The 22,673-nt window shown below is 69.7% G+C and carries 23 protein-coding genes and 1 pseudogene; 12 read left to right on the top strand and 12 right to left on the bottom strand.

The annotated features are described in order from the left end of the window. Nucleotides 1–4: 4 nt before the first annotated feature. On the bottom strand, nt 5–1,963 hold the full coding sequence (locus tag ACIA5C_RS26390; protein ID WP_396059654.1) for an ATP-dependent DNA helicase: 1,959 nt from the start codon (nt 1,961–1,963) through the stop codon (nt 5–7). A gap of 154 nt (nt 1,964–2,117) precedes the next feature. Here ACIA5C_RS26390 and ACIA5C_RS26385 point away from each other — a divergent pair, with 154 nt between their 5' ends. Next, entirely contained in the window at nt 2,118–2,624 is a 507-nt protein-coding gene (locus ACIA5C_RS26385) for a DUF402 domain-containing protein (protein ID WP_396059092.1), read from the top strand. Here ACIA5C_RS26385 and sigJ read toward each other — a convergent pair. Then, nucleotides 2,604–3,494 (bottom strand): RNA polymerase sigma factor SigJ, encoded by an 891-nt coding sequence (gene sigJ / locus ACIA5C_RS26380; RefSeq protein WP_396059090.1) that lies wholly within the window; start codon nt 3,492–3,494, stop codon nt 2,604–2,606. The genes ACIA5C_RS26385 and sigJ overlap by 21 nt on opposite strands. Before the next feature lie 88 nt (nt 3,495–3,582). On the opposite strand from sigJ, the gene ACIA5C_RS26375 reads away from it, so the two are divergent. The 3 genes from ACIA5C_RS26375 to ACIA5C_RS26365 all read left to right on the top strand — a co-directional run bounded on the left by ACIA5C_RS26375 (nt 3,583) and on the right by ACIA5C_RS26365 (nt 6,249). Then, on the top strand, nt 3,583–4,536 hold the full coding sequence (locus ACIA5C_RS26375; RefSeq protein ID WP_396059088.1) for a hypothetical protein: 954 nt from the start codon (nt 3,583–3,585) through the stop codon (nt 4,534–4,536). Between the two features lie 78 nt (nt 4,537–4,614). Then, nucleotides 4,615–5,241 (top strand): DUF47 domain-containing protein, encoded by a 627-nt coding sequence (locus ACIA5C_RS26370; RefSeq protein ID WP_396059086.1) that lies wholly within the window; start codon nt 4,615–4,617, stop codon nt 5,239–5,241. Nucleotides 5,242–5,244: 3 nt separating this feature from the next. Beyond that, on the top strand, nt 5,245–6,249 hold the full coding sequence (locus ACIA5C_RS26365; protein ID WP_396059084.1) for an anion permease: 1,005 nt from the start codon (nt 5,245–5,247) through the stop codon (nt 6,247–6,249). Here the strand turns inward: ACIA5C_RS26365 and ACIA5C_RS26360 are convergent. The 3 genes from ACIA5C_RS26360 to ACIA5C_RS26350 form a co-directional block, all read right to left on the bottom strand. After that, nucleotides 6,242–6,589, bottom strand: coding sequence for a winged helix-turn-helix domain-containing protein (locus ACIA5C_RS26360; RefSeq protein WP_396059082.1), 348 nt, complete (start codon nt 6,587–6,589; stop codon nt 6,242–6,244). The genes ACIA5C_RS26365 and ACIA5C_RS26360 overlap by 8 nt on opposite strands. 135 nt (nt 6,590–6,724) lie before the next feature. Next, complete coding sequence (locus ACIA5C_RS26355; protein ID WP_396059079.1) at nt 6,725–6,991, bottom strand: hypothetical protein; 267 nt, start codon at nt 6,989–6,991, stop codon at nt 6,725–6,727. A 200-nt stretch (nt 6,992–7,191) separates the two neighbouring features. After that, on the bottom strand, nt 7,192–8,169 hold the full coding sequence (locus ACIA5C_RS26350) for a Gfo/Idh/MocA family protein (RefSeq protein WP_396059077.1): 978 nt from the start codon (nt 8,167–8,169) through the stop codon (nt 7,192–7,194). A gap of 47 nt (nt 8,170–8,216) precedes the next feature. Between ACIA5C_RS26350 and ACIA5C_RS26345 the strand changes: the two are divergent. Next, nucleotides 8,217–8,663: pseudogene (locus tag ACIA5C_RS26345) on the top strand (NUDIX domain-containing protein); the annotation flags it as partial. A 623-nt stretch (nt 8,664–9,286) separates the two neighbouring features. Here ACIA5C_RS26345 and pstB read toward each other — a convergent pair. Genes pstB through pstS form a run of 4 tightly spaced genes read right to left on the bottom strand, consistent with a single transcriptional unit; the run spans nt 9,287 to nt 13,387 of the window. After that, nucleotides 9,287–10,063, bottom strand: a complete 777-nt coding sequence (gene pstB, locus ACIA5C_RS26340) for a phosphate ABC transporter ATP-binding protein PstB (protein WP_396059075.1) — start codon at nt 10,061–10,063, stop codon at nt 9,287–9,289. Nucleotides 10,064–10,075: 12 nt separating this feature from the next. After that, the gene (gene pstA / locus ACIA5C_RS26335) at nt 10,076–11,125 is read right to left on the bottom strand and encodes a phosphate ABC transporter permease PstA (protein WP_396059652.1); all 1,050 of its coding nucleotides are present in this window, start codon (nt 11,123–11,125) and stop codon (nt 10,076–10,078) included. 32 nt (nt 11,126–11,157) lie between these two features. Further along, a complete protein-coding gene (pstC, locus tag ACIA5C_RS26330; RefSeq protein WP_396059072.1) occupies nt 11,158–12,228 on the bottom strand; it encodes a phosphate ABC transporter permease subunit PstC in 1,071 nt (356 codons plus the stop codon). A 55-nt stretch (nt 12,229–12,283) separates the two neighbouring features. Continuing rightward, on the bottom strand, nt 12,284–13,387 hold the full coding sequence (gene pstS, locus ACIA5C_RS26325; RefSeq protein WP_396059070.1) for a phosphate ABC transporter substrate-binding protein PstS: 1,104 nt from the start codon (nt 13,385–13,387) through the stop codon (nt 12,284–12,286). Between the two features lie 285 nt (nt 13,388–13,672). On the opposite strand from pstS, the gene ACIA5C_RS26320 reads away from it, so the two are divergent. Then, nucleotides 13,673–15,370 (top strand): MFS transporter, encoded by a 1,698-nt coding sequence (locus ACIA5C_RS26320; RefSeq protein WP_396059068.1) that lies wholly within the window; start codon nt 13,673–13,675, stop codon nt 15,368–15,370. Nucleotides 15,371–15,379: 9 nt separating this feature from the next. Continuing rightward, on the top strand, nt 15,380–15,832 hold the full coding sequence (locus tag ACIA5C_RS26315; protein WP_396059066.1) for a universal stress protein: 453 nt from the start codon (nt 15,380–15,382) through the stop codon (nt 15,830–15,832). On the opposite strand, the gene mshD is transcribed toward ACIA5C_RS26315, so the two are convergent. Both mshD and ACIA5C_RS26305 read right to left on the bottom strand, forming a co-directional pair. Further along, nucleotides 15,829–16,695, bottom strand: a complete 867-nt coding sequence (gene mshD / locus ACIA5C_RS26310; RefSeq protein ID WP_396059064.1) for a mycothiol synthase — start codon at nt 16,693–16,695, stop codon at nt 15,829–15,831. The two genes, ACIA5C_RS26315 and mshD, sit on opposite strands and share 4 nt — an antisense overlap. A gap of 10 nt (nt 16,696–16,705) precedes the next feature. Then, entirely contained in the window at nt 16,706–17,422 is a 717-nt protein-coding gene (locus ACIA5C_RS26305) for a winged-helix domain-containing protein (RefSeq protein WP_396059062.1), read from the bottom strand. 240 nt (nt 17,423–17,662) lie between these two features. Between ACIA5C_RS26305 and ACIA5C_RS26300 the strand changes: the two genes are divergently transcribed. From ACIA5C_RS26300 to ACIA5C_RS26280, 5 genes are all read left to right on the top strand, one after another. Beyond that, nucleotides 17,663–18,700, top strand: coding sequence for a hypothetical protein (locus ACIA5C_RS26300; protein ID WP_396059060.1), 1,038 nt, complete (start codon nt 17,663–17,665; stop codon nt 18,698–18,700). Nucleotides 18,701–18,771: 71 nt separating this feature from the next. Further along, on the top strand, nt 18,772–19,560 hold the full coding sequence (locus ACIA5C_RS26295) for a DUF2993 domain-containing protein (RefSeq protein ID WP_396059058.1): 789 nt from the start codon (nt 18,772–18,774) through the stop codon (nt 19,558–19,560). Between the two features lie 81 nt (nt 19,561–19,641). After that, complete coding sequence (locus ACIA5C_RS26290; RefSeq protein ID WP_311772860.1) at nt 19,642–19,719, top strand: Ms5788A family Cys-rich leader peptide; 78 nt, start codon at nt 19,642–19,644, stop codon at nt 19,717–19,719. Nucleotides 19,720–19,898: 179 nt separating this feature from the next. After that, entirely contained in the window at nt 19,899–20,747 is an 849-nt protein-coding gene (locus ACIA5C_RS26285; protein ID WP_396059056.1) for a sulfurtransferase, read from the top strand. A 4-nt stretch (nt 20,748–20,751) separates the two neighbouring features. Then, on the top strand, nt 20,752–21,084 hold the full coding sequence (locus ACIA5C_RS26280) for a DUF1416 domain-containing protein (protein ID WP_396059054.1): 333 nt from the start codon (nt 20,752–20,754) through the stop codon (nt 21,082–21,084). A gap of 214 nt (nt 21,085–21,298) precedes the next feature. Here ACIA5C_RS26280 and ACIA5C_RS26275 read toward each other — a convergent pair whose 3' ends face one another. After that, on the bottom strand, nt 21,299–22,555 hold the full coding sequence (locus tag ACIA5C_RS26275; protein WP_396059650.1) for an AI-2E family transporter: 1,257 nt from the start codon (nt 22,553–22,555) through the stop codon (nt 21,299–21,301). Nucleotides 22,556–22,673: the final 118 nt, after the last annotated feature.

The raw sequence follows: 22,673 nt of genomic DNA, 5'->3' as shown, positions 1-22,673 counted from the left end.
GGCCTCAGCTCTTGGCGAGGCGCTGGAGGGCGCCGATCGCCACGTCGGGACGGGTGGTGTACCAGAACGGCGGCAGCGACTTGCGCAGGAAGGCGCCGTAGCCGCGGGCCGTCTCGAGGCGGGAGTCGAGGACCGCGACCACGCCCTTGTCTCCCGTCGAGCGGATCAGGCGGCCCACCCCCTGGGCCAGGCGTACGGCCGCGATGGGCACGCTGACCGAGGCGAAGCCGGAGCCGCCGGCCGAGTCGACCGCCGCCGAGCGGGCCGCGGCCAGCGGCTCGTCGGGGCGGGGGAACGGCAGCCGGTCGATCACGACCAGCTGGCAGGCGTCACCCGGCACGTCGACGCCCTGCCAGAGCGACATCACGCCGAACAGACAGCTCGCTTTGTCGTCACGGAACTTGCGGACCAGCAGCGGCAGCGACTCTTCGCCCTGGAGCAGGATCGGCAGATCGGTCTTGGCCCGCAGCAGCTCGGCGGCCTGGGTGGCGGCCTTGCGGGACGAGAAAAGCCCGAGCGTGCGGCCGCCGAGCGCCTCGACCAGCTTGACCAGTTCCTCACCGGCGGCGTCCGGCAGGCCGGACATCTGGGGCCGGGGCAGGTGGGCGGCGACGTAGAGGATGCCCTGCTTGGCGTAGTCGAACGGGGAGCCGACGTCGAGCGACGTCCAGCCGTCGCCGGAGACCGCGGGCGCGTCGGGAGTCAGGGAACCGGGTGCGGCCGCCTCGGCGACCTCGCTGCGCGGCGACGGGACGCCGGGGGCCGCCGCGGGCAGACCGAGCGAGCGGGCGACGGTGTCGAAGCGGCCGCCCAGGGTCAGCGTGGCCGAGGTCGCCACCACCGTACGGTCGGTGTAGAGGCCCTGGGCCAGGGTGCCGGCGACCGAGAGCGGCGCGACCACGAGGGCCCGGCGGCCACTGCCCATGTCGGACTTCTCGACCCACGCGACGTCGAACGGCGACTCTTCCAGCAGTCGCTGGGCGGTGTCGCTCAGTTCACCGAGGGCGGCCTTGGACTGCTGCTTGCGTACGGGATCGGGGTCATCGGCCTTGACGTCGCCGATGGCCGTGAGCCCCGCCCGGGTGGCCGCCTCCAGGAGCGTGACCGCCTGCTGAAGCGGCTCCGGCAGGCCGGCGGTCAGCCGGCCGGCCGGGATGTCGGCCAGGCCGACCGTGAGCGCGTCGGCCGCCTCGGACAGCGCCTCATGCGCCGCCGGTGGCAGCAGGGTGCGGGACCGGCGGGCGCAACGCTCGATCGCGTCGGGGGTGAGCTCGGCCTGGGACGCCGAGGAGACCCGGTCGGCCAGCTCGTGTGCCTCATCGATGATCAGCAGCTTGTGGGGTGGCACGATGTGGCGGTCGGCGAGCATGTCGACCGCGAGCAGGCTGTGGTTGGTGACCACGATGTCGGCCTCGCGGGCCCGGACCCGGGACGCCTCGGCGAAGCACTCCGCACCGTACGGGCATTTGACCGCCCCGACGCAGTCGCGGGCCGGCATCGAGACCTGCCGCCAGGCCGTGTCGTCGACGCCCGGGTCGAGCTCGTCGCGGTCGCCGGTCTCGGTCTTTTCCGCCCAGGCCTGCAGCCGCTGGATCTGCTTGCCGAGCCGGCCCGCCTCGCCGAGCCACAGGGTGGCCCGCGGCGGCGCGTCGTCGAAGAGCGTGTCGGTCGACCCCTCCTCGTCGGCGTGCTCCATCTTGGCCATGCACAGATAGTGATGGCGGCCCTTGAGCACCGCGAACGTCGGCTGGCGACCGAGCACCGGCTCGACGGCCGCGGACAGCCGGGGCAGGTCGTGCTCGACCAGCTGGTTTTGCAGGGCCAGGGTAGCCGTCGACACCACGACCGGGCCGTCGACCAGCAGCGAGGGCGTCAGGTAGGCCAGGCTCTTGCCGGTGCCCGTGCCGGCCTGGACGAGAAGGTGTTCCTTTTCACGTATCGCCCGTTCGATGGCGGCCACCATGGCCTGCTGACCGGGCCGGGCCGCACCACCGGGCACCGCGCCGACCGCGGCGGTGAGGAGTTGCTCGGCGGTGGCGTTCTTCGGCTTGGCTGCGGGCACGCAGAGAAGGTACCCGCCACCACCGACAGAAGCCGACCACCGTTAGGGTTCTCGCATGCCGAACGAGACGGTCCGGGTCGTCTACACCAAGTACGACGGTTCGGCGCACCGGGACTATCCCGCCCGTCGTTTCGACACCGATGAGCTGGGTGTGTGGGTCGGTGTCACCCGCGGCACCCGGTCGGTCTACCACGGCCGGCCGTCGGTCGAGCAGATCCCGTTCGTCCTGCTCATCCCGCATCACGCCTGGTGGACGGCCATGTTCAACCCGCCGCCGCGCACCAGCGAGGTCTACTGCGACATCACCACGCCGGCCCGCTGGGAGGGCGACACGGTGCACATCATCGACCTCGACCTCGACGTGGTGCGGCGGCGCGAGTCCGGGCTGGTCGAGCTACGCGACGAGGACGAGTTCGACGAGCACCGGGAGCAGTTCGGCTACCCCGGCGACCTGGTCGTGGAGGCCCGCGCGGCGGCCGAAAAGCTGCTGGTGGCGCTGGGCGACGGCAGCGAACCGTTCGCCTCGCACCATCGCAAGTTCCTACAAGAGGTCACTCAATAGGATCTTGTCGGGGTTCATCTGGTTGAAGATCCCGGTTAGCACTCCTTCGGCGACCGACACGCCGACGACCGAGAGCAGCGGCCGCCCGTCCGCCCACTTGCCACGCACCAGCAGGCCGGCCTCGCCGTTGACCAGCACCGGCACCAAGTCCAGCGAGTCCATCTCGATCTGCCGGGCCGAGAAGATGCCGAGCCAGAAGCGGGCCACGCGGTCGGCGCCCTCGATGATCCGGGGCGCGGTCGAGACGTAGCCGCCGCCGTCACCGATGGTGACGACGTCGGGCGCCAGCACGGCGGCCAGGGCCTGCACGTCGCCGCTTCCCGCGGCATCCAGGAAGGCGGTCAGGACGCGGCGCTGCTCGGCGAGACCTGCGTTATGGCGTACGCCGCCTGCCGCGATCGCCCGGCGGCCGCGTGACGCGTGCTGGCGGGCCGCGTCCTCGGTCGTGTTGAGCACGGTCGCGACGTCGGCGAACGGCATGCCGAACGCGTCGTGCAGCACCACCGCGACCCGCTGCTCGGGGGTGAGTCGTTCGAGGACGACCAGCAGGGCGAGGCCGACCTGGTCGCTCACCTCGGCCCGGCGGGCGGGGTCGCCGTCCACGTCCACGAAGATCGACGGCAGCCACTGGCCGGGGTAGGCCTCGCGCCGCACCCGGGCCGACTTCAGCACGTCGAGGCAGATCCGCCCGGTCACCGTGGTGAGCCAGCCCCGCAGATCGTGGATCTCTCCACCGGCGCGCACCTTGGCGTAGCGCAGCCAGGCCTCCTGCACGGCGTCCTCCGCCTCGGCCCGGCTGCCGAGCATCCGGTAGGCGACGGCCAGCAGGTGGGGGCGCTCGGCCACGAATTCCTCGTCGGATGACGGCATGGAGGAATTCTGCGCGAGATTCCGGATCGGAAGTAGCGTGTATGCCACAGTAGGAACCGGGCATTCCGTACTAATCGGGTGGTGGGGTATGAACAACTCGGCGACCTATGCGGGCGGTCTCGCCGGCCTGGCCGGCGCGGCCTACGCCGGCGCCGCCCTACTGCGCCGGCCCCGCACGTTCCAGCCGTCCGGGCACGCACTCGCCGGACGCGACCAGGCCGACCCGCTCCCCCGGGTGCTACGGCTCGGGCTGGGCGGGATGACCGTACCGGTGATGCCGGGCCCGCACGGTGAGCTGTTCCTCGGCCCCGGTGCGCCCGAGCCCGGCCGGACGCTGCGCCGCCTCGTCCTCTCCCCGCTGTTCACCCGGGCCAAAACCCACGGCGGCCGGGTACGGCGCGACCAGCGGGTCCCGTTCCGGCTGGTCGTCGAATTCGCCGGGACCAACCGGGACGCCGAAACGCTGCTCGGGGCCTACCGCATGCTCGACCAGCAGCTGCGCGACCACGCCAGCCTGCTCAGCCGCTGCGACGGCGGCGAACTGGTGCCGGGCGCGGTGACGGTCACGGTCGCCGGCATCGTGAACGTACGCGAGCTGCTCGCGGCCCAGCCCCTGCGGTACGCGTTCGCCGACGGCACCTTCGACGACCTGGGCTCGCACACCGCGCCGCCCTCGCTCGTGCCGACGATCAGCGAGCCGTGGACCCGCCGGTTCGGCTGGGACGGGCGGGAACCGATCCCGGCCGAGGAACGGCACCAGCTGCACGCCATGGTCCACGCGGCCCACGAGGAGGGGCGGACCGTACGCCTCGCCGGCCTGCCCAGAGGCTCCCACCGGGCCCGGCGCGCGGTCTGGTCCGAGCTCGGCGCGGCCGGGGTCGACGTGATCGCCGATGCCGACCTGCCCGGCCTCGTACGCCACCTGCGCCGCCACCCGGTCACCGACCACGCGCCGCAGGCGCCACTGCCGACCCGGGCGGTACGCCGCTCGTCGCCCCGCCCGACCGCCCCCAAACCGAATCGTCGCCGGGAGCCCGTTTAACAGGCGAACGCGGGGTAAACGAAGGCGGACCGCTAGAGTGCCTGGAGATCCAATCGCCCCGCCGAACGAGGTCCCGCAGTGAAGTTCTCCTTCCGCCCCGTCGAGGGCGCCTTCTATGAGCTCTTCAGCCGGGCTGCGCACAACCTCGTGAAAGGCACCGAACTGCTCAACGAACTGGCCCTGCCGGGCGTCGACGTGCAGTCGGTCAGCGACCGGCTGACCGATGTGGAGCACGACAGCGACCAGATCACGCACGACCTCTACAAAAAGATCAACTCGACCTTCATCACCCCGTTCGACCGGGCCGACATCTATTCGCTCGGCTCCCAGCTCGACGACGTGATGGACCACCTCGAGGCGGTCGGCAACCTCCTCTATCTGTACGGCCTGACCGAGCTGCCGTCGCTGCCCCGCGAGATGCACGAGCTGATCAACGTGCTCGACCAGCAGAGCAAGGTCACCGCCGACGCGATGCCGCGGCTCCGCTCGATGAAAAACCTCGAGGAGTACTGGATCGAGATCAACCGTCTCGAGAACGACGGCGACCGGTCCTACCGGATGCTGCTCGTGCGGCTCTTCTCCGGCGAGTACGACGCGCTGACGGTGTTGAAGATGAAGGAGGTCGCCGACGAGCTGGAGGCGGCCTGCGACGCGTTCGAGCACGTCGCGAACACGGTCGAAACCATAGCGGTCAAGGAGTCGTAGACCTTGTCCGCCCAGTTGATCGCCGTCCTCGCGGTGATCGTGGTCGCGATGGTGTTCGACTACACCAACGGCTTCCACGACGCGGCGAACGCGATCGCCACCAGCGTCAGCACCCGCGCCCTCACCCCACGGGCGGCGCTGCTGATGGCGGCGATCGGCAACTTCATCGGCACCCACTTCGGTGCCCGGGTCGCCACCACCGTCGGCTCCGGCCTGGTGACCCTGCCCCACCAGATGGACGCGCTCGCCGTGGTGCTCGCCGGCGTTGTCGGCGCGGTCTGCTGGAACCTCATCACGTGGTACTTCGGCTTGCCCTCGTCGTCCTCGCACGCGCTGATCGGCGGCCTGGTCGGCGCCGCGCTGCTGGCCGGCGACCAGGTGAAGTGGCACGGCATCCTCAACAAGGTCATCCTGCCGATGCTGCTGTCCCCGCTGGCCGGCTTCGTCCTCGGCTTCCTGGCGATGCTGGCCCTGATGTGGAGCTTCCGCAACGGCCGGCCGGGCAAGCTCAACCGCGGCTTCCGCTGGGCCCAGACCGCCTCGGCGGCCGCCATGTCGATCGGCCACGGCCTGCAGGACGCGGCGAAGACGATCGGCGTGATCGTGCTGGCGCTGTACGTCGGCGGCTTCCAGCAGACCGTGACCCACATCCCGCAGTGGACCTACTGGACGTCGGCTACGGTGCTCGCCCTCGGCACGTACGCGGGTGGCTGGCGCATCATCCGCACCCTCGGCCGCAAAATCATCGACCTGGGCCCGCCCGAGGGCTTCGCCGCCGAGGTCGTGGCGAGCGCCCTGCTCTTCGTCTTCGGCATCGGCCTGGGCGCCCCGATCAGCACCACCCACACGATCACCTCGGCCATCATGGGCGTCGGCGCGACGAAGAAGCTCTCCGCCGTACGCTGGGGCGTGGCCGGCAACATCGTCGGCGCCTGGATCCTGACCTTCCCCGGCGCGGGCGGCATAGCCGCCCTGACCTTCCTGGCCATCCGTCCGCTCTTCAGCTGAAGAGCTGACCGTGCACAACGCGCCGATACTTCGTATTTCTGCTGCTCGTCGCGTTTTCCGTCGTCTCGACGAGGCCTTCCTTCCGCAGGATCGTGAGCCATCGCCGCACCGTGGGGTCGGTCAGGCCGGCGCGTGCCGCCAGCTCAGCACGTGAGGCGATGGACGTCCCCAGCGCTTCCAAAATCTGCTCACGCCGGTCGGTGGGTGTGGGGTGGCGCTTGCCTACGTCGGCGTCGGCGGCCAAGCGGGGAACCAGGGAATACCGGGCCCACCGGCGCGTGCCCACCACGTGCTCGACCAACTCACGAGCTACCAGGTCCTGCAACTCGGAGGTGGCCACTCGGGAATCCAGTCCGGTCAGCTTCCGATAGGTCGGGTCGTCGAGAACGGTCCCGGCATGAAGCACAGCCCAGGATCCGGAGAAGGGACGCGTTGCGCGACGAGGTGGCGCCCTCCTCGCCGAGGTTGTCCAGGGTCACCGGCCCTTCGATCGCCACGCTGTCGAGGAATCGGGTCCGTTCTCCTCGTCCGACCCGCGCTCGGTCGGATAGTGCACGAAGGCCAGCATGAGCTGCGGAAAATACTCCTGCGGATAGGAACCGAGCGCCAAGAGACCGCCGACTGTCACGACATCACCGGCTTCGGTTCCGTCCGCGACCGTCGCCTTCATACGGCGCAGGATCTCCGGCGGGGACAATTCCTGGTAGGCATACGGTCGGCTGCTCTTGAGCCGCACCATCATGGCCGCGCCCAGGCGTTCGTCAAGCGCATCCAGACCGGAGGAAGCTCCGGCACCTCCGCAACCAGAAGCGGCACGCCTTCGAAGGTGTGGATCTGAATGTACGGCCGCAACGCGGGTTCCATCTCTCGTCGGAGCAGGTGCTGGCCAGATCCGACGCCATCTTCGACGGATCGGTGAGACCCGTCGTTAGCAGGATGACCTCAATACGCCACGCCGATCTCGGAGCGGATCGTGTCGAGGAGGCTCATCACCTCGAGGCTGGTCGCGTGGGGCATCAGCGGGCTCTCGAGCTCGCCGGCCAGGAAGCAGCGCTGCACCTCGGCCGCCTCGAACTGGTAGCCGCTGCCCTCGAAGGGAAACTCGAAGATTTCCGGGTCGTGGCGCGGCCGGGTCAGGGTGAACTCGCGCGGCACGAAGAAGCCCGGCGGCAGGTCGATGCGGCCCTCGGTGCCGGTGATCGAGGCGGCGTTGCGGCTCTCGCCGTTGATGCTGCAGGTCAGGGCCGCGACCGCGCCGTTCTGGTAGCCCATCAGCACGCCGGTGTTCTCGTCGACGCCCTCGGGGGTCAGGTGGGCCCAGGAGTGCACCTCGGCCGGCGCGCCGAGGATCAGGTGGACCAGGTTGATCGGGTAGACGCCGAGGTCGAGCAGGGCGCCGCCGCCCAGCTTGGGGTCGCGCAGGCGGTGCTCGGGCGGGAACGGGCCGTGCAGGCCGAAGTCGGCGTGGATCGAGCTGATCCAGCCGATCGCGCCCTCGTCGATCAGGTCGGTGATCTTGCGGATGGCCGGGTTCATGCGCATCCACATGGCTTCCATCAGGAAGACGTCGCGTTCTCGGGCGGCCGCCACCAGCCGGGCCGCCGCGGCCAGGTCGAGGGTGATCGGCTTCTCGACCAGGACGCCCTTGCCGCTCTCGATGCAGGCCAGCGCGGCGTCGAAGTGCATCGCGTGCGGGGTGGCCACGTAGACCACGTCGACCTCGTCGTCGGCGGCCAGCGCCTGGTAGGAGCCGTGCGACCGGGCGAAGCCGAACCGCTCGGCGAACGCCGCCGCCGACTCCGGCGATCGGGATCCGACGGCGGCGAGTTCGGCGCCCTCGACGAGCGCGAGGTCAGCGGCGAACTGTGCGGCGATGCCACCGGTGGCCAGCACGCCCCAGCGAACCTTCGGTTGGGTCATGATCGGTACGCTATCGCCCTTCGCGCCGCCGGTGGCAGGATCGACTGGTGACCGATGCCATGCCGCTCCCGTCCGCCATGGTCGAGCGCGCTCGCGCGTTCCAGGGGCCGCCGGCCCCCACCCGCGCGGCGGCCACCGTCGTCCTCCTACGCCCTCGAGGCGAGACCTTTCAGGTGTACGTGTTGAGGCGCGCGACGACGATGGTCTTCGGCGGGGTCTACGCGTTCCCGGGAGGGCGGGTCGACCCGTCGGACCGTCCGGAGACGTTGCGCGACGACTGGGCCGCGCGCCTGGGGGTGGGCGACCAGGAGGCCCGGGCGGTGGTCGGCGCGGCCGCCCGCGAGCTGTTCGAGGAGGCCGGCGTGCTGCTGGCCGGCCCGCACGACGAGGTCGACCGCACGGTCAGCGACGGCTCGCTGAGTGGCGTCGTGACGCTCGGCGGCCCCGACGCGACGGCCGAAGCCGAGCAGGACGACGACGAGGTCACCGACGCCGAGCGGACGCTGAGCGACGACGACGAGGAGCCGGCCGCGGTGGTCGGCGACGTGAGCAAGGCCGACAAGGAGCCGGCCGCGGTGGTCGGCGACGTGAGCAAGGCCGACAAGGAGCCGGCCGCGGTGGTCGGCGACGTGAGCAAGGCCGACGAGGAGCCGGCCGCGGTGGTCGGCGACGTGAGCAAGGCCGACTGGGAGGCCGACCGGGCCGCCGTGGCCGCCCGCGAGCTGACGATGACCGAGGTGCTGGAGCGCCGGGGTCTGCGGCTGCGCGACGACCTGCTGCTTCCGTGGGCGCGGTGGATCACCCCGGAGTTCGAGCCCAAGCGCTTCGATACCTGGTTCTTCGTGGCGCTGCTGCCCGAGTCGCAGACCGCGCGGGACGTGTCCGGCGAGGCCGACCACGCACAGTGGATCGGGCCGGCCGAGCACGCGGAGCTGACCATGCTTCCACCCACGCGGGCGATGATGCGCGGGCTCAGCGCGTACGGGAAGGTTGCGGAAGTGATCGCGGCCGCGGGTCGCCGTGATGCGGCGACCCCGGTGATGCCTCGCGTGATCTTCACCGCGGACGGCGGCGCCCGGGTCCTCATCGAGGAGCCGGGCGCCGGCCACCAAGAGGCCTAGCCGAAGCGGCCGGTGATGTAGTCCTCGGTCTTCTTCTCGGTCGGGTTGCTGAAGATCTTCTGGGTGTCGTCGTACTCGATCAGGCGACCGGGGTCGCCGGTCTTGTCGATCGAGAAGAACCCGGTCTTGTCGCTGACCCGGGCCGCCTGCTGCATGTTGTGCGTGACGATGATGATCGTGAAGCGGTCCTTCAGCTTGAACATCAGGTCCTCGATCGCCAGCGTCGAGATCGGGTCGAGGGCCGAGCAGGGCTCGTCCATCAGCACGACCTGCGGCTCGACCGCGATGGTGCGGGCGATGCAGAGACGCTGCTGCTGACCGCCGGAGAGACCGGCGCCGGGCCGGCCGAGCCGGTCCTTGACCTCGTCCCACAGGTTGGCCGAGCGGAGCGACCTCTCGGCCGCCTCCTCGAGCACCGACTTCTTCTTGACGCCGTTGAGCTTGAGGCCGACCACGACGTTCTCGTAGATCGACATCGTCGGGAACGGGTTGGGCCGCTGGAAGACCATGCCGATCAGCCGGCGGACCGCGGTCACGTCGACGTCGGGGTCGTAGATGTTCTGGTCGTCGATGGTTAGCTTGCCCTCGATGCGCGCGTTGGGCAGCACCTCGTGCATGCGGTTGATGGACCGCAGGAACGTCGACTTGCCGCACCCGGACGGACCGATGAGCGCGGTGATCGTCTTGGGCTCGACCGTCATCGAGACGCCGTCGATCGCCTTGAACGAACCGTAGTAGGAGGTGACACCTGTCGCCTCGATGCGCTTGGCCATGGGGGATACCTCTTATCGGGACAGTCGGTTGCGGCGGGCGAGCAGCTTCGCGGCGATGGTCAGGATCAGCACGATCGCGACCAGGGTCAGTGCCGCGGTCCAGGCACGCGCGGGGGCGTACTTGGAGGCGTTGCCGGCCTGCTGGTAGACGTACAGGGCCAGCGAGGACTGGTTGCCGCTGAAGGCGTCGAAGTTGATGGCGTCGGCGCCACCGGCCACCAGCAGCACCGGAGCGGTCTCCCCGGCGGCCCGGGCGATCGACAGCATGACGCCGGTGACGATGCCGGGCAGGGCGGTCGGCAGGACGATCCGCGTGATCGTCTTCCACTTCGGCACGCCCAGGGCGTACGAGCCTTCCCGCAGCGGGCCCGGAACCAGTCGCAGCATCTCCTCGGTGGAGCGCACGATCGTCGGCAACATCAGCACCGTGAGCGCCAGTGCGGCGGCGAAGCCGGAGAACCGCGGGACACCGTTGTTGAACCACTTGCTGACGATCAGCACCCAGAACGAGAGGACGAACAGGCCGACCACGATCGACGGGACGCCGGTCATGACGTCGACGAAGAAGCGGATCGTCGCGGTCAGCTTGCCCCGGCCGTACTCCACGATGTAGATCGCGCCGAGCACACCCAGCGGCACCGCCAGGATGGTCGCGATGCCGACCTGCTCCAGCGTGCCGATGATGGCGTGGTAGGCGCCGCCGTTCGGGTCACGGGCGCCGATGTTGTTCATCGAGGAGTTGAAGAAGTTGCCGTCCAGCCGGGACGAGCCCTTGGAGATCAGCGTCCAGGCGACCGAGGCGAGCGGGATGATGGCGAGCAGGCAGGCGACGTAGATCGCGGCCCGCCACATCCGGTTGCGAGCGGCGCGGCGTCCCTCGATCCGACCGGACACGATGTTGAGCCCGGCCAGGTAGAACACCAGACCGAGCACCAGGGCCAGAACCCAGTTGCCGATCCCGGTGCCGAAGACGATCGCGCCGGCCAACACCAGGGCGACGACGGCGATGGCGAGGTCGGCGACGACCGGCAGCTTCTTCGTACGGATGTTGTCCGCCGTCATCACGACGTCGGGCATCTGATTCTCGAGAACGGTCATGCGGCACTGTCCCGGAACTCGCGACGGCGGTAGATGATCGCCCGCGCCGTCATGTTGACCACCAGCGTGATCGCGAAGAGCACCAGGCCGGAGGCGATCAGGGCGCCGCGGCCGGTGTCGTTGGCTTCGCCGAAGGTGTTGGCGATGTTGGCGGCGATGGTGTTGCCACCGGCCTGGATCAGGTTGAACGAGACATTGAAGGTGATGCCGAGGGTCAGCGCCAGGGCGATGGTCTCGCCGAGGGCACGGCCGAGGCCGAGCATCACGGCGGCGATCACGCCGGGCTTGCCGTACGGCAGGACTGCGGTGCGGACCATCTCCCACTTGGTGGCGCCCAGCGCGAGGGCGGCCTCCTCGTTCATGCCGGGGGTCTGCTGGAAGACCTCGCGGGAGAGCGAGGTGACGATCGGCAGCACCATGATCGCCAGAACCAGCGAGCCGAGCATGATCGACTGCCCGAACGGCCCGTCGCCGCCGAACAGCGGGATCCAGTGGAAGTAGTGGTTGAGCCAGCCCGAGAAGTCCCGCACCGGGTTCTGGAACAGGTCGCGGCCCCAGAGACCGAAGACGACGCTCGGCACGGCCGCGAGCAGGTCCATCACGAAGCCGAGCGGGGTCGCCAGCGACTTCGGGGCGTAGTGCGAGAGGAACAGCGCGATACCCAGAGCGATGGGCACCGCGACGATCAGCGCGATGACAGCGGTGAGCACCGTTCCGAAGGCGAGCGACGCGATGCCGAAATGCGGCGCCGCGTCGTTCGGGAACCACTGCTGGTCGGTCAGGAAGTTCGTCTTGTCGGCCTTGATCGCCGGCACGGCCTTCGAGATCAGGAATACCGCGATGGCAACGATGATCACCAGGACCATCGAGCCGGCGGCCAGGGAGAGGCCACGGAACCCGCTCTCCATGGAGAAGCGCACCTTCTTCGGCAACGCACCGCCACCGCCCAGAGGTGGCTCTTCGTAACGTCTCGGCGAAACGCCGTTGCCGGCGGGCCTGACGTGCCGTCCTGGCACGCCCGATCCGCCGGCGGTGGCGTTCGTCGAGCGGGAGGGGGTGTCACCCATCTGCTCGCTCGCTGTCTGTCGAATTCGGAGGATTCGGAGGTTCAGGTGCGGTGGATCAGGCGATGCCGGCGACCGAGGCGGCCACCTTGGTGCGGACCGACTCGGGCAGCGGCGCGTAGCCGAGGTCACTGAGGACGGACTGGCCACCGGTGCTCGAGGTGTAGGTCAGGAACGCCTTGATGTCGGCGGCCTTGGCGCTGCCCTTGCTGCAGGCGATCTCGTAGGTCACCAGGACGATCGGGTAGGCACCCGCCTGCGTGGTGGCGTAGTCGATGGTCATCGTGAGGTCGGGAGCGGTGCCCGTGACCTTGGCGCCCTCGATGGTCTTGCCGGCGCTCTCACCGGTCAGCGCGGCGTACTCACCGGCGCCGTTCTTGACCTTCGCCATCGCGAGGCTGCTGTTCTGGGCGAACGACAGCTCGACGTAGGCCAGCGAGCCCGGGGTGCTCTTGATCTTGGCGGCAACGCCGTCCGAACCCTGGGCGCCGATGCCGCCCGGAGCCTTCCAGGTCTTGTCGTGGTCGAAGGTCCAGTCCGACGCCGCGACCTTCGAGAGGTACTTGGTGAAGTTGTCGGTGGTGCCGGACGAGTCCGAGCGGTGCACCGTCTGGATCGCGGTGGAGGGCAGGGTCGCGCCGTTGTTCTGCGAGGCGATCGCCGGGTCGTTCCACTTGGTGATCTTGCCCGCGAAGATCTTGGCCAGCGTCGGGCCGTCGATCTGCAGGTCCTTCACGCCGTCCACGTTGTAGACGACGGCGATCGGGCCGACGACCATCGGCAGGTCCATCGCCACGCCGCCCGCGCACTTGGGGTCGGCCTTGGCGTGCTCCTCGGGCTTGAGCGCCGAGTCGGAGCCGGCGAAGTCGGAGGTGCCGGCGGTGAAGGCCTCGACGCCCGCCCCGGAACCGGTGCCCTGGTAGTCGATCTTGGCGCCCGAGCACTGGCCCTGGTAGTCCTTGATCCACTCGGCCATGGCGTTCTTCTGGGCCGTCGAGCCCGACGCGGTGAGGCTGCCCGTGGCGCAGCTACCGGCCGCCGCGGAAGCGTTCGCGGCTCCGCCGGCGTTCGACGACGTGTTGTTGTCCGAGCCACAGGCAGCGAGCGACAGCGCCGCAGTCAAAGCAATGCCGGCAACGTAACCGGACCGCTGGAGCTTCACAGTTTTCCTCTCGGATGGGTGCATCGCCGGTCTCTCACCGGCACAACCCGAAAGTTAGGAGGCGGAGGTAGCCGCCGAACCGGGCCCAAATGAACGAGGGGTGAACTCGTCAAGCCCTATAGATGGCTTCGGACTGAGGGCGAGTTGTCCGTTGCGTGAACCGAGTGGCGAGTGACTGAAAAGTCGGATATATCGGTGCGACTGTAATCGGCTCGAGACCGGGCCTTGTCTCGCTCGTGACGTAACAGACTCGTCGCCGGCCCGCGTTAGCTGCATAATACAGTTATGAGCTCCAAGCCAACGTCGAACCCGTTCCGGCAGCCACGAGCCGTCTGGGCCGTGGCCTTCGCCTGCGTCATCTCGTTCATGGGCATCGGCCTCGTCGACCCGATCCTGCCCGCGCTCGCGCACAACCTGAACGCCACACCCAGCCAGGTGTCCCTGCTGTTCACCAGCTACCTGGTCGTGACCGCGGTCGCCATGCTGTTCGTCGGCTGGATCTCGAGCCGGATCGGCGCCAAGCGCACGCTGATCTACGGCTTGATCCTGATCGTCATCTTCGCCGCGCTCGCCGGCACCTCCGGCTCGGTCGGCGGCATCGTCGGCTTCCGGGCCGGCTGGGGCCTCGGCAACGCGATGTTCATCGCCACCAGCCTGGCCGTCATCGTGGCCTCGGCCAGCGGCGGCTTCGCCGGAGCGATCATCCTCTACGAGACCGCGCTCGGCCTCGGCATCGCGGTCGGCCCGCTGCTCGGCGGCGAACTCGGCAGCATCAGCTGGCGAGGCCCGTTCTTCGGGGTGTCGGTCCTCATGGGTATCGCGCTGATCGCGACCGCGCTCTTCGTGCCGTCGCTGCCCAAGCCGCAGCACAAGACCTCGATCGCCGCCCCGCTCCAGGCGCTGCGCCACCGCGGCCTGCTGACCATGGGCATCATGGCGCTGCTCTACAACTGGGGCTTCTTCACGATGCTCGGCTACGCGCCCTACCCGATGGAGCTCTCGGCGCAGAAGCTCGGCCTCGTCTTCACCGGCTGGGGGCTGCTGGTCGCCGCGTTCAGCGTCTACTTCGCGCCCCGCCTGCAAGCCCGGTTCGGCACCGCCAAGGTGCTGTACGTCAACATGTTCGCGCTCGGCATCGTCATGGCCGTGATCGCGGCCGGCGTGCAGACCCCGGCCGTGGTGATCGTCGCGGTGATCGTGAGCGGCGCCTTCATCGGCATCAACAACACGCTCACCACCCAGGCGGTCATGCTGGTCGCGCCGGTCGAACGGTCGGTCGCCTCCTCGGCGTACGGCTTCGTGCGGTTCATCGGCGGGGGCCTGGCCCCGTTCGTGGCCGGCAAACTCGCCGACGCCTTCAACCTGAGCGTTCCGTTCTACCTGGGCGGCGTCGCGTTCATTCTCGCCATCTTCGTGCTGGCCAGCGGCCACAAGCTGGTCACCGCGGCCGAGGCCGGGCTGTCCGAGCCCGCACCCCTGGAGGCGGTCGGCCCGGTGGCCGACGCGGGTTCCCGCCCGGTGGTCGTCGCCGTCGGCGCCACCCCGGACGCGGGTGAGGTCGTCGAAGCGGCCGCCGCGATCGCCCGCGACCTCGGCGCTCCCCTCGAGGTGGTCCGGGTCCGCGAGACGGTGGTGATCGAGGAACTGGCGGTCGACCCGGAGGACGAGGACGACGCCCGCGCCGCCGTCACCGAACTGCTCGGCCACCTGGCCGCGCACGGCATCGCGGCGACCGGGCAGATCCTGCGCAGCGTCGGTGATCACGCCGCGGCCGGCCGGGTGCTGGCCCGGCACGCCGACGAGATCGACGCCCGTACGGTCGCGGTCGGTCGCTCCCCGCGCGGCCCGGCGTCCCAGTTCGCCGAGGGCAGCTTCACCTCCGCCCTCACCCACTCGACCACCCGTACGGTGGTGTTGGTCAGTCCTGGCGCCACGCCGCACGAATTGACGGCCGACGTTCTCCCGTCGCTGCGCGGGGCCTAGGTTGGATCCATGGGGTTCGAGCTCGGCACGGATGGTCCCGGCGCGATCGTCGTCGGTGTCGACGGATCCCCGACGTCGCTGCGCGCCGCGGCCTACGCGGCCGGACTCGCCCGGCGGCAGCACACCAAGCTGATCGTGGTCTACGCGCGAACGTCGCCGGCCACCCTGCTCACGCTGGCCGACCACAGCGGGCTGGCGACCAACGCGGTGCTCCAGACCCAGGACGAGCTGGAAAACCAGCTCCGCACCGAGCTCGAACGCCAGTCGTCGGTCTGGGGCGTCGACGCCCGCCTGGTCGTACGCCGCGGCGACCCGTTCACGCTGCTCGCCGAAGTAGCGAAGGAGACCCGGGCCGAGGCCGTGGTGGTCGGCTCCTCGGCCGGCGTCGGCCACCGCATCACCGGCTCCCTGGCGATCCGCCTGGTCAAATACGGCCGCTGGCCGGTGACCGTGGTGCCCTAGCTCCGCTGGTACATGACGTCGGCCTTGTGGATCTCGAATCCGAGGCGGCGGTAGAGAGCGACCGCGGCCTCGTTGTCCTCGTCGACGTAGAGCATCGCCGTGGTCAGGCCCTCGGCGGCCAGGAAACGCAGGCCTTCGACCTCGAGCGCGACGCCCAGCCCGCGGCGGTGGCCGCCCGGGTCGACGCCGAGCACGTACGTCTCGCCCAGCGCGGGATCGTCGCCGGTGGCCGGATGCACCTTGGTCCAGTGGAAACCGAGCAGGGTGTCCTCGATGTCGACCGCGAGCAGGAAGCCGGCCGGGTCGAACCAGGGCTCGTCCTCGCGCAGGCGCAGGTCGTCGAGCGTCCAGCGGCCCTGCTCGGGGTGGTCGGCGAAGGCGCGCGAGTTGACCCCGAGCCACGCCTGCTCGTCGGAACCGGGCCGGAAGTGACGGATCGTCACGCCGGGCGGCAGCGGGGCGTCGGGCAGAGGCGCCTCCAGGGAGCGGCGCATCTGCCAGAGGACGCGTACGCGCTCGAAGCCGTTCCGGACGGCGAAAGCCTTCGCACCCGGTTCGTCGCCGTGGGCCCAGAATCGCAGCGGGCCCTCGCCGGCCGCCTCGAGCAGCGCGCTGCCGTGCCCGCGGCGGCGCGCACCCGGGCCGACGAACAGCTCGCCCGCGCCGTCCTCCACGAAGGCGTAGCCGCTCAGCGATCCGTCGGCCTCGTGGGCCAGCAGGTGACGGCCGGAGCTGCCGCGCACGCGCAGCACGACGTCCTCGGACAGGGGGTAGACGTGATCGGCCCGCTCGGCGGCGGCCGCCAGCGCCAGAACCTGATCGGTCTCGGACGCGGACAGCCGTTCCACAGCTCGAACCGTCATAGCGAAAAGCCTAGACCGGAATCGGCACCGGTTCAGTCGCGGGCAGCTGGCGGCCCGAGGGCGGGACCACGAACTTGTAGCCGACCTGGCGCACGGTGCCGATCATCGACTCGTACTCGGAGCCGAGCTTGGCCCGCAGGCGCCGCACGTGCACGTCGACCGTGCGGGTGCCGCCGAAGTAGTCGTAGCCCCAGACCTCGCGCAGCAGCTGGTCGCGGGTGAAGACCCGGCCCGGGTGCTGGGCGAGGAACTTGAGCAGCTCGAACTCCTTGTAAGTGAGGTCGAGCGGGCGGCCCTTGAGCTTGGCCTGATAGGTGTCCGGATCGATGGTGAGCTCGCCGGACCGGATCGAACCGCCGGCGCCCGCGGTCGCGTTGGTGAGGCGGCCCACGCCCAGGCGCAGCCGGGCCTCGAGCTCGGCCGGGCCCGCACCGGCCAGGATGACGTCGTCGACGCCCCAGTCGGCGTTGAGCGCGATCAGGCCGGCCTCGGTGACCACGGCGAACAGCGGCACCCCGATGCCGGTGGCGTGGAGCATGCGGCAGGTGGCGCGCGCCTCGGACAGCTCGGTGCGGGCATCGACCAGCACGGCGTCCGGGCTCGGGCCGGAGACCAGGGTGCGGACATCGCGCGGGGCGGTGCGTACGGAGTGGGGAAGCAGATCAAGCGCGGGGAGCACAGCCGAGGGCTCACCGGCCCGTGCCGTCACCAACAAAAGGATTTCCACACTCACCTCCGTCCTTGCGGCGCGGGGCCGCTCGGGTGACCCGGCCGCGACCTGCTGTTAACAGTCGCGTGACCGGAGAAACGTCCCGGCGTCACCGACGGGTGGGCTAGCCATCACTTTAACCGATCTGCTCGCACGCAGGCTTCGGTCATGTAACCAGCTGATGACGTAAACCGGCACTCCGTGACCGAACGGGCGGGGGATTAGTGCGGTGCACCCTTCTCTGGCACCATCGCAGGCGTGTTCCCCTCCATGCCGCAGAAAGACGACTGGGACGCCGAAGCGACACGCGACGTAGCTCGCGCGTCCGGTGGCGGCCGCGGCCCGAGCACGTACGGCGCCGTGCCCGAGGAGGGCCGCACCAGCCACCGCTCCACTGGCAACTCTTCCGGAGACGACCGCAAGGACCACCCGGAGGAGGACGAGGAGGAACTCGAGGAGATCGAGGTCGTCCCGGTCCGGCGGCAACTCTCCCTGGCCATCGCCGCCTTCGCCGGCCTGCTCGGCATGGGCCTGATCCTGGGTGCGGCGACCGCGGCGCCCGACAGCCGTCTCCCGTTCGCGATCGTGCTGTTCGGGGTGCAACTGCTCTTCCTGCTGGCCTGGACGATGGCGTTGCGTCCCCCGGCGGCGAGCGCGACCGCCGGCGTCTGCGTGGCGGTCGGGCTGGTCGCCGACTACCTGGTCGCCGAGCGTGAAGGCACCGGCTTCCTGACCCTGCTGCTGGTCGGGCTCGGCGGCTTCGTGGTCGCGCTGGCCGGCCAGCTGTTCCGGGCCGAGGACCGCGCCCGGGTCAGCGACACCTACCGGACGACGCTGGTGATCGTGCTCGGAGTCGTGGCGTACGCGATCCCGGTGACCCTCACGAGCGTGCCGGTCGGCACCCAGACCGTGGAGGTCTGCGCCGCCGCCGCAGGCGTGGCGCTGCTGATCGCCCGGGTGACCGACGCGATCTTCCCCAAGCCCCGCATCGCGCCGCAGGTGCCGCGCGGCGCGACCGGCGTGGTTGTCGGCGCGATGCTCGGCACGCTGCTCGCGGCCCTCCTGGGCAGCGAGCTGGTGCTGCCGTTCACGCCGGCCAAGGGCGCGGTGATCGGCCTGATCGCGGCAGTCGTGGCCACCCTGGTCGACCTGGCGGTCAACTTCGGCGAGGCCGGGCGCACGCTGGCCGGCGACGCGCCGACCTTCTGGGTGGCCCGGCACATGCAGGGCCCGCTGGGGGCATTTGCCCTGGTCGCTCCCGTCGCGTACGCGTTGACCCACTGGTATATGTCTTAGCCCCCGTTTCGCGACCCTCTGGATCGGGGCATGTACGGTCCTCGACAGCCATCGCCGTTCGAGGAGGATCCGTGGCCGAGTACGGGACACCGCGCCCCAAGCGACGCCGTGGGCGCGGCCTGCTGATCACGCTCATCGTGCTGCTCGTCATCGTCGGCATCGTGCTGTTCGCGGGCGACCGGGTCGGCCGTTCCTACGCCGAGCGCATCATCAGCGACAAGGTGAGCGACCAGGTCGCCAACCAGAAGGCGACAAGCGAGAAGCCGGACGTCACGATCGAGGGCTTCCCGTTCCTCACCCAGGTCCTCCACGGCCGGTACGACGAGATCAAGATCGAGCTGGCCAATTTCTCCGGGCCGGCCGACCAGAACGGCACCAAGAAGATCAAGCTGCCGCTGCTGGACATCCGGGCCAAGAACGTGCAGGCCTCGATCGACACCCTGCGCTCGGGCGGCAACATCGTCGCCGGCGCGGTGACCGGCACCGGCACGATCGACTACAAGCAGCTGGCGGCGCTGGTCGACCAGCCCGGCCTCACGCTGACCGAGAAGAACGGCCAGCTCACCGGCTCGGCCAAGGTCAACGCGCTGGGCCAGAGCTTCGACGTGACCGGCGCGGCCAAGCTGAGCGTCGCCGACGGCCTCGTCCACGTGCGGTTCGCGAACGTCGACTCCCCCGACCTGCCCAACCTCCCCGGCATCAAGGCGCTGGTCGCCGGCTACGCCGACAAGCTGGGCATCGACGTACGCGTGCCGACCCTTCCGCTCAAGCTCAAGGTGCAGCAGGTGCAGCCCGAGGCCGACGGTCTGCGGTTCACCGCCGGGGCCAGCAACGTCACCCTCAACTCGAGTGGTGCGTGACCTCGTTTGTGATCCGGCCCTCCTTCCCGGATCGTGGTTGGTTCTGTTACCACCTCGTGAACCGCTGGTAGTGTCGGCCGCATGAGCCTGCTGCTCACCAAGAGGCGCGCGGTCGACCTGTGCCGCGTGGCCGCCTGCCTGTGTCGCCCTGTCATCTGACGGGGCCACGAGTGCTGAGCACGTTTTAGCTCTGTTCTTTCGCCCGGCGATGAAGCCGGCTTGTGGCACCCGTCGCAAACCCCGAGATCCGTTCCGTCCATGGGTCCCGCGCGGGGTGCGACAACACCTTCCGTGCGCTGACTCACCCCTAATCCCTCACCCATCAAGGGAGTGAATCGATGAGTCGCGACACCGCACTCGTGTCGGCCGACTGGGCCGAAAAGAACCTGGAAACCCCGGGGGTTGTTTTCGTCGAGGTCGACGAGGACACCACCGCGTACGACGGCGGCCACATTCCGGGCGCCGTCAAGATCGACTGGAAGAAGGACCTGCAGGACCAGGTCCGGCGCGACTTCATCAACCAGGAGCAGTTCTCGGCGCTGCTGTCGTCGCGGGGCATCTCCAACGACGACAAGGTCGTGCTCTACGGCGGCAACAACAACTGGTTCGCCGCGTACGCGTACTGGTACTTCAAGCTGTACGGCCACCGCGACGTCGTGCTGCTCGACGGCGGCCGCAAGAAGTGGGAGCTCGACGCCCGTCCGTACTCGAAGGACGTGCCGTCCCGCGCCGAGACCAGCTACCAGGCGTCCGCACCCGACCTGTCGATCCGCGCGTTCCGCGACGAGGTCGTCCAGTCGATCGGCGTGAAGAACCTGGTCGACGTCCGCAGCCCCGACGAGTACGCGGGCCGCCTCCTCGCCCCGGCCCACCTCCCGCAGGAGCAGTCGCAGCGCGCCGGCCACATCCCGACCTCGATCAACGTGCCGTGGAGCAAGGCGGCCAACGAGGACGGCACCTTCAAGTCGGACGACGAACTCGCCAAGATCTACGGCGACGCCGGCCTGGTCGACGGCAAGGACACCATCGCCCTGTGCCGGATCGGCGAGCGCTCCTCGCACACCTGGTTCGTGCTCAAGGAACTGCTCGGCCAGCAGAACGTGAAGAACTACGACGGATCGTGGACCGAGTACGGCTCGCTCATCGGCGTGCCGATCGCGCTCGGCGACGAGCCCGGGAAGGCGTGATCCCATGACGTCACCGTCGAACATCGCGGCCGGCTGCGCCGCCCCGGACCAGTCGGCACCCATCCCGGCCGGCGTCGACCTCGAAAAGGAAACGGTCATCACCGGCATCGTCAGTGCCGCTGACGGTGCGGCGGTCGGCGGGGCGTACGTCCGCCTCCTCGACTCCTCGGGCGAGTTCACCGCCGAGGTCGTGTCGTCGCCGGAGGGCGTCTTCCGCTTCTTCGCGGCCCCTGGGTCGTGGACGCTGCGGGCCCTTTCGCGGTCCGGCAACGGGGAGGTCGTCGTCGACGCCACTCGTGGTGTCAACGAGGTCGGCATCGGCGTCACCGCCGCCTGATCCTGTACGAAAAGCGGGGCTCCATCAGGAGCCCCGCTTTTTTGTGAGCTGCCCTCGGCTTTGTGAGCTGCCCTCGGCTTATGAGCTGACCGGCTTTATGCGCCGCCCGGCTTCATGCGCCGCCCGGCTCCATGCGCTGACCGGCTTTATGCGCTGGCCGGCTTCATGCGCTGGCCGGCTTCACGCGCTGGCCGGCTTCATGCGCTGGCCGCGTTTATGAGCTGCCCCCGACCACCACCGCATCGGGCGGGGTCTCCGGGCGGGTGCGACCCAACCGGCGTACGCCCGTATTCAGGACCGCAATGACCGGGACCGCGACCAGCGCCCCGATGATGCCGGCCAGGATCACCCCCGACGCGATGCCGACGATCACGACCAGCGGATGGATCGCCACCGCCCGGCCCATGATCAGCGGCTGGAGGACGTGGCCCTCGACCTGCTGCACCAGGATCACCGCGCCGAGCACGATCAGCGACACCACCCAGCCCTGATCGACCAGGGCGACCAGCACGGCCACCGCGCCGGAGACGCTGGCGCCGACGATCGGGATGAAGGCGCCCAGGAACACCAGCGCGGCCAGCGGGAACGGGAACGGGATCTTCAAGATCACCAGGGCCAGCCCGATGCCGAGCGCGTCGATGAACGCGACCAGCACGGTCGCTCGTACGTAACTGCTCAGCGTCTGCCACGAGGCGTCACCGGCGTCGGCCAGCGACCAGCGGGCGTTCAACGGGAACAGCCGCACGATGAACCGCCAGATCTTGCGGCCGTCACGCAGGAAGAAAAACGTCGAGAAGAGCACCAGCAGCATGCCGGTGACCAGTTCGGCCAGCGTCGCCGCGGTGGACAGGCCGGTCGAGGTCAACGTCGACGTGTTCGAGTTGACCCAGTTCTGCGCATTGTTGATCGCGTCGTTGAGCTGGGCGTCGGACAGGTGCAGCGGACCCGTCTTGGCCCACTCCTGGATCTGCCGCACACCCTGAGTGGTCTTCGAGGTCAGCTCGGGCAGGCCGTCGATGAACTGGTTGATGACCAGCGTCAGCGTGCCGGCGATCACCGCGATGCCGCCGACCAGCACCAGGAAGGTGGCCAGCGACCGTGGCACCTTCAGCCGGAAGAGCAGCCCAACGGCCGGCGCGAGCAGCGCCGACAGCAGCAGCGCGATGGCCAGCGGGATCATGACCACGCTGATGATGCTGATGAACCGCAGCAGCGCCCAGCCGACCACGCCGACCACGATCAGCCGCCAGCTCCAGGCGGCGGCGATCCGCAGCGAATGCGGGACCTCGGTGTCGTCCAGGCTCGAGATCGACCGGTGGACCAGCTCGGGTTCGGCGGGCGGTGGCGGCTCGAAGTCGTCCTCGACGAGTTCCGGCTCGAGTTCCCGCTCGACGATCTCCCGCCGGGCCACGCGCACCGACTCGCGGCCGGAATCATAGGCGCGCCGGAGGTTGCTCCGGACCCGCTGCAAACGGCTCAACCGTGTTACCTCCCTGCCCGCCCGACGGATGTGCGGTCTTCACCGTAGTAGCCGCGTGCCTCTCCGTGCGCACAGCTACCAGCGGCAAACGACCAGGAGTGCGCGGCGT

Origin of the sequence: Actinoplanes sp. NPDC051343, from assembly GCF_044455125.1 — a bacterium.
In the GTDB taxonomy this organism is placed as follows: Bacteria; Actinomycetota; Actinomycetes; order Mycobacteriales; family Micromonosporaceae; genus Actinoplanes.
This window is presented reverse-complemented; position numbering and strand designations above follow the sequence as displayed.

Coding starts and splice junctions, on each gene's coding strand:
- ACIA5C_RS26280 (WP_396059054.1), top strand. CDS start 20,752: ATGACGTCACCGTCGAACATCGCGGCCGGCTGCGCCGCCCCGGACCAG.
- ACIA5C_RS26315 (WP_396059066.1), top strand. CDS start 15,380: ATGGGGTTCGAGCTCGGCACGGATGGTCCCGGCGCGATCGTCGTCGGT.
- ACIA5C_RS26320 (WP_396059068.1), top strand. CDS start 13,673: ATGAGCTCCAAGCCAACGTCGAACCCGTTCCGGCAGCCACGAGCCGTC.
- ACIA5C_RS26375 (WP_396059088.1), top strand. CDS start 3,583: ATGAACAACTCGGCGACCTATGCGGGCGGTCTCGCCGGCCTGGCCGGC.
- ACIA5C_RS26390 (WP_396059654.1), bottom strand. CDS start 1,963: ATGGTGGCCGCCATCGAACGGGCGATACGTGAAAAGGAACACCTTCTC.
- ACIA5C_RS26355 (WP_396059079.1), bottom strand. CDS start 6,991: ATGATGGTGCGGCTCAAGAGCAGCCGACCGTATGCCTACCAGGAATTG.
- pstB (WP_396059075.1), bottom strand. CDS start 10,063: ATGGCCAAGCGCATCGAGGCGACAGGTGTCACCTCCTACTACGGTTCG.
- mshD (WP_396059064.1), bottom strand. CDS start 16,695: ATGACGGTTCGAGCTGTGGAACGGCTGTCCGCGTCCGAGACCGATCAG.
- sigJ (WP_396059090.1), bottom strand. CDS start 3,494: ATGCCGTCATCCGACGAGGAATTCGTGGCCGAGCGCCCCCACCTGCTG.
- ACIA5C_RS26385 (WP_396059092.1), top strand. CDS start 2,118: ATGCCGAACGAGACGGTCCGGGTCGTCTACACCAAGTACGACGGTTCG.
- pstA (WP_396059652.1), bottom strand. CDS start 11,125: ATGACGGCGGACAACATCCGTACGAAGAAGCTGCCGGTCGTCGCCGAC.
- ACIA5C_RS26350 (WP_396059077.1), bottom strand. CDS start 8,169: ATGACCCAACCGAAGGTTCGCTGGGGCGTGCTGGCCACCGGTGGCATC.
- ACIA5C_RS26290 (WP_311772860.1), top strand. CDS start 19,642: ATGAGCCTGCTGCTCACCAAGAGGCGCGCGGTCGACCTGTGCCGCGTG.
- ACIA5C_RS26285 (WP_396059056.1), top strand. CDS start 19,899: ATGAGTCGCGACACCGCACTCGTGTCGGCCGACTGGGCCGAAAAGAAC.
- pstC (WP_396059072.1), bottom strand. CDS start 12,228: ATGGGTGACACCCCCTCCCGCTCGACGAACGCCACCGCCGGCGGATCG.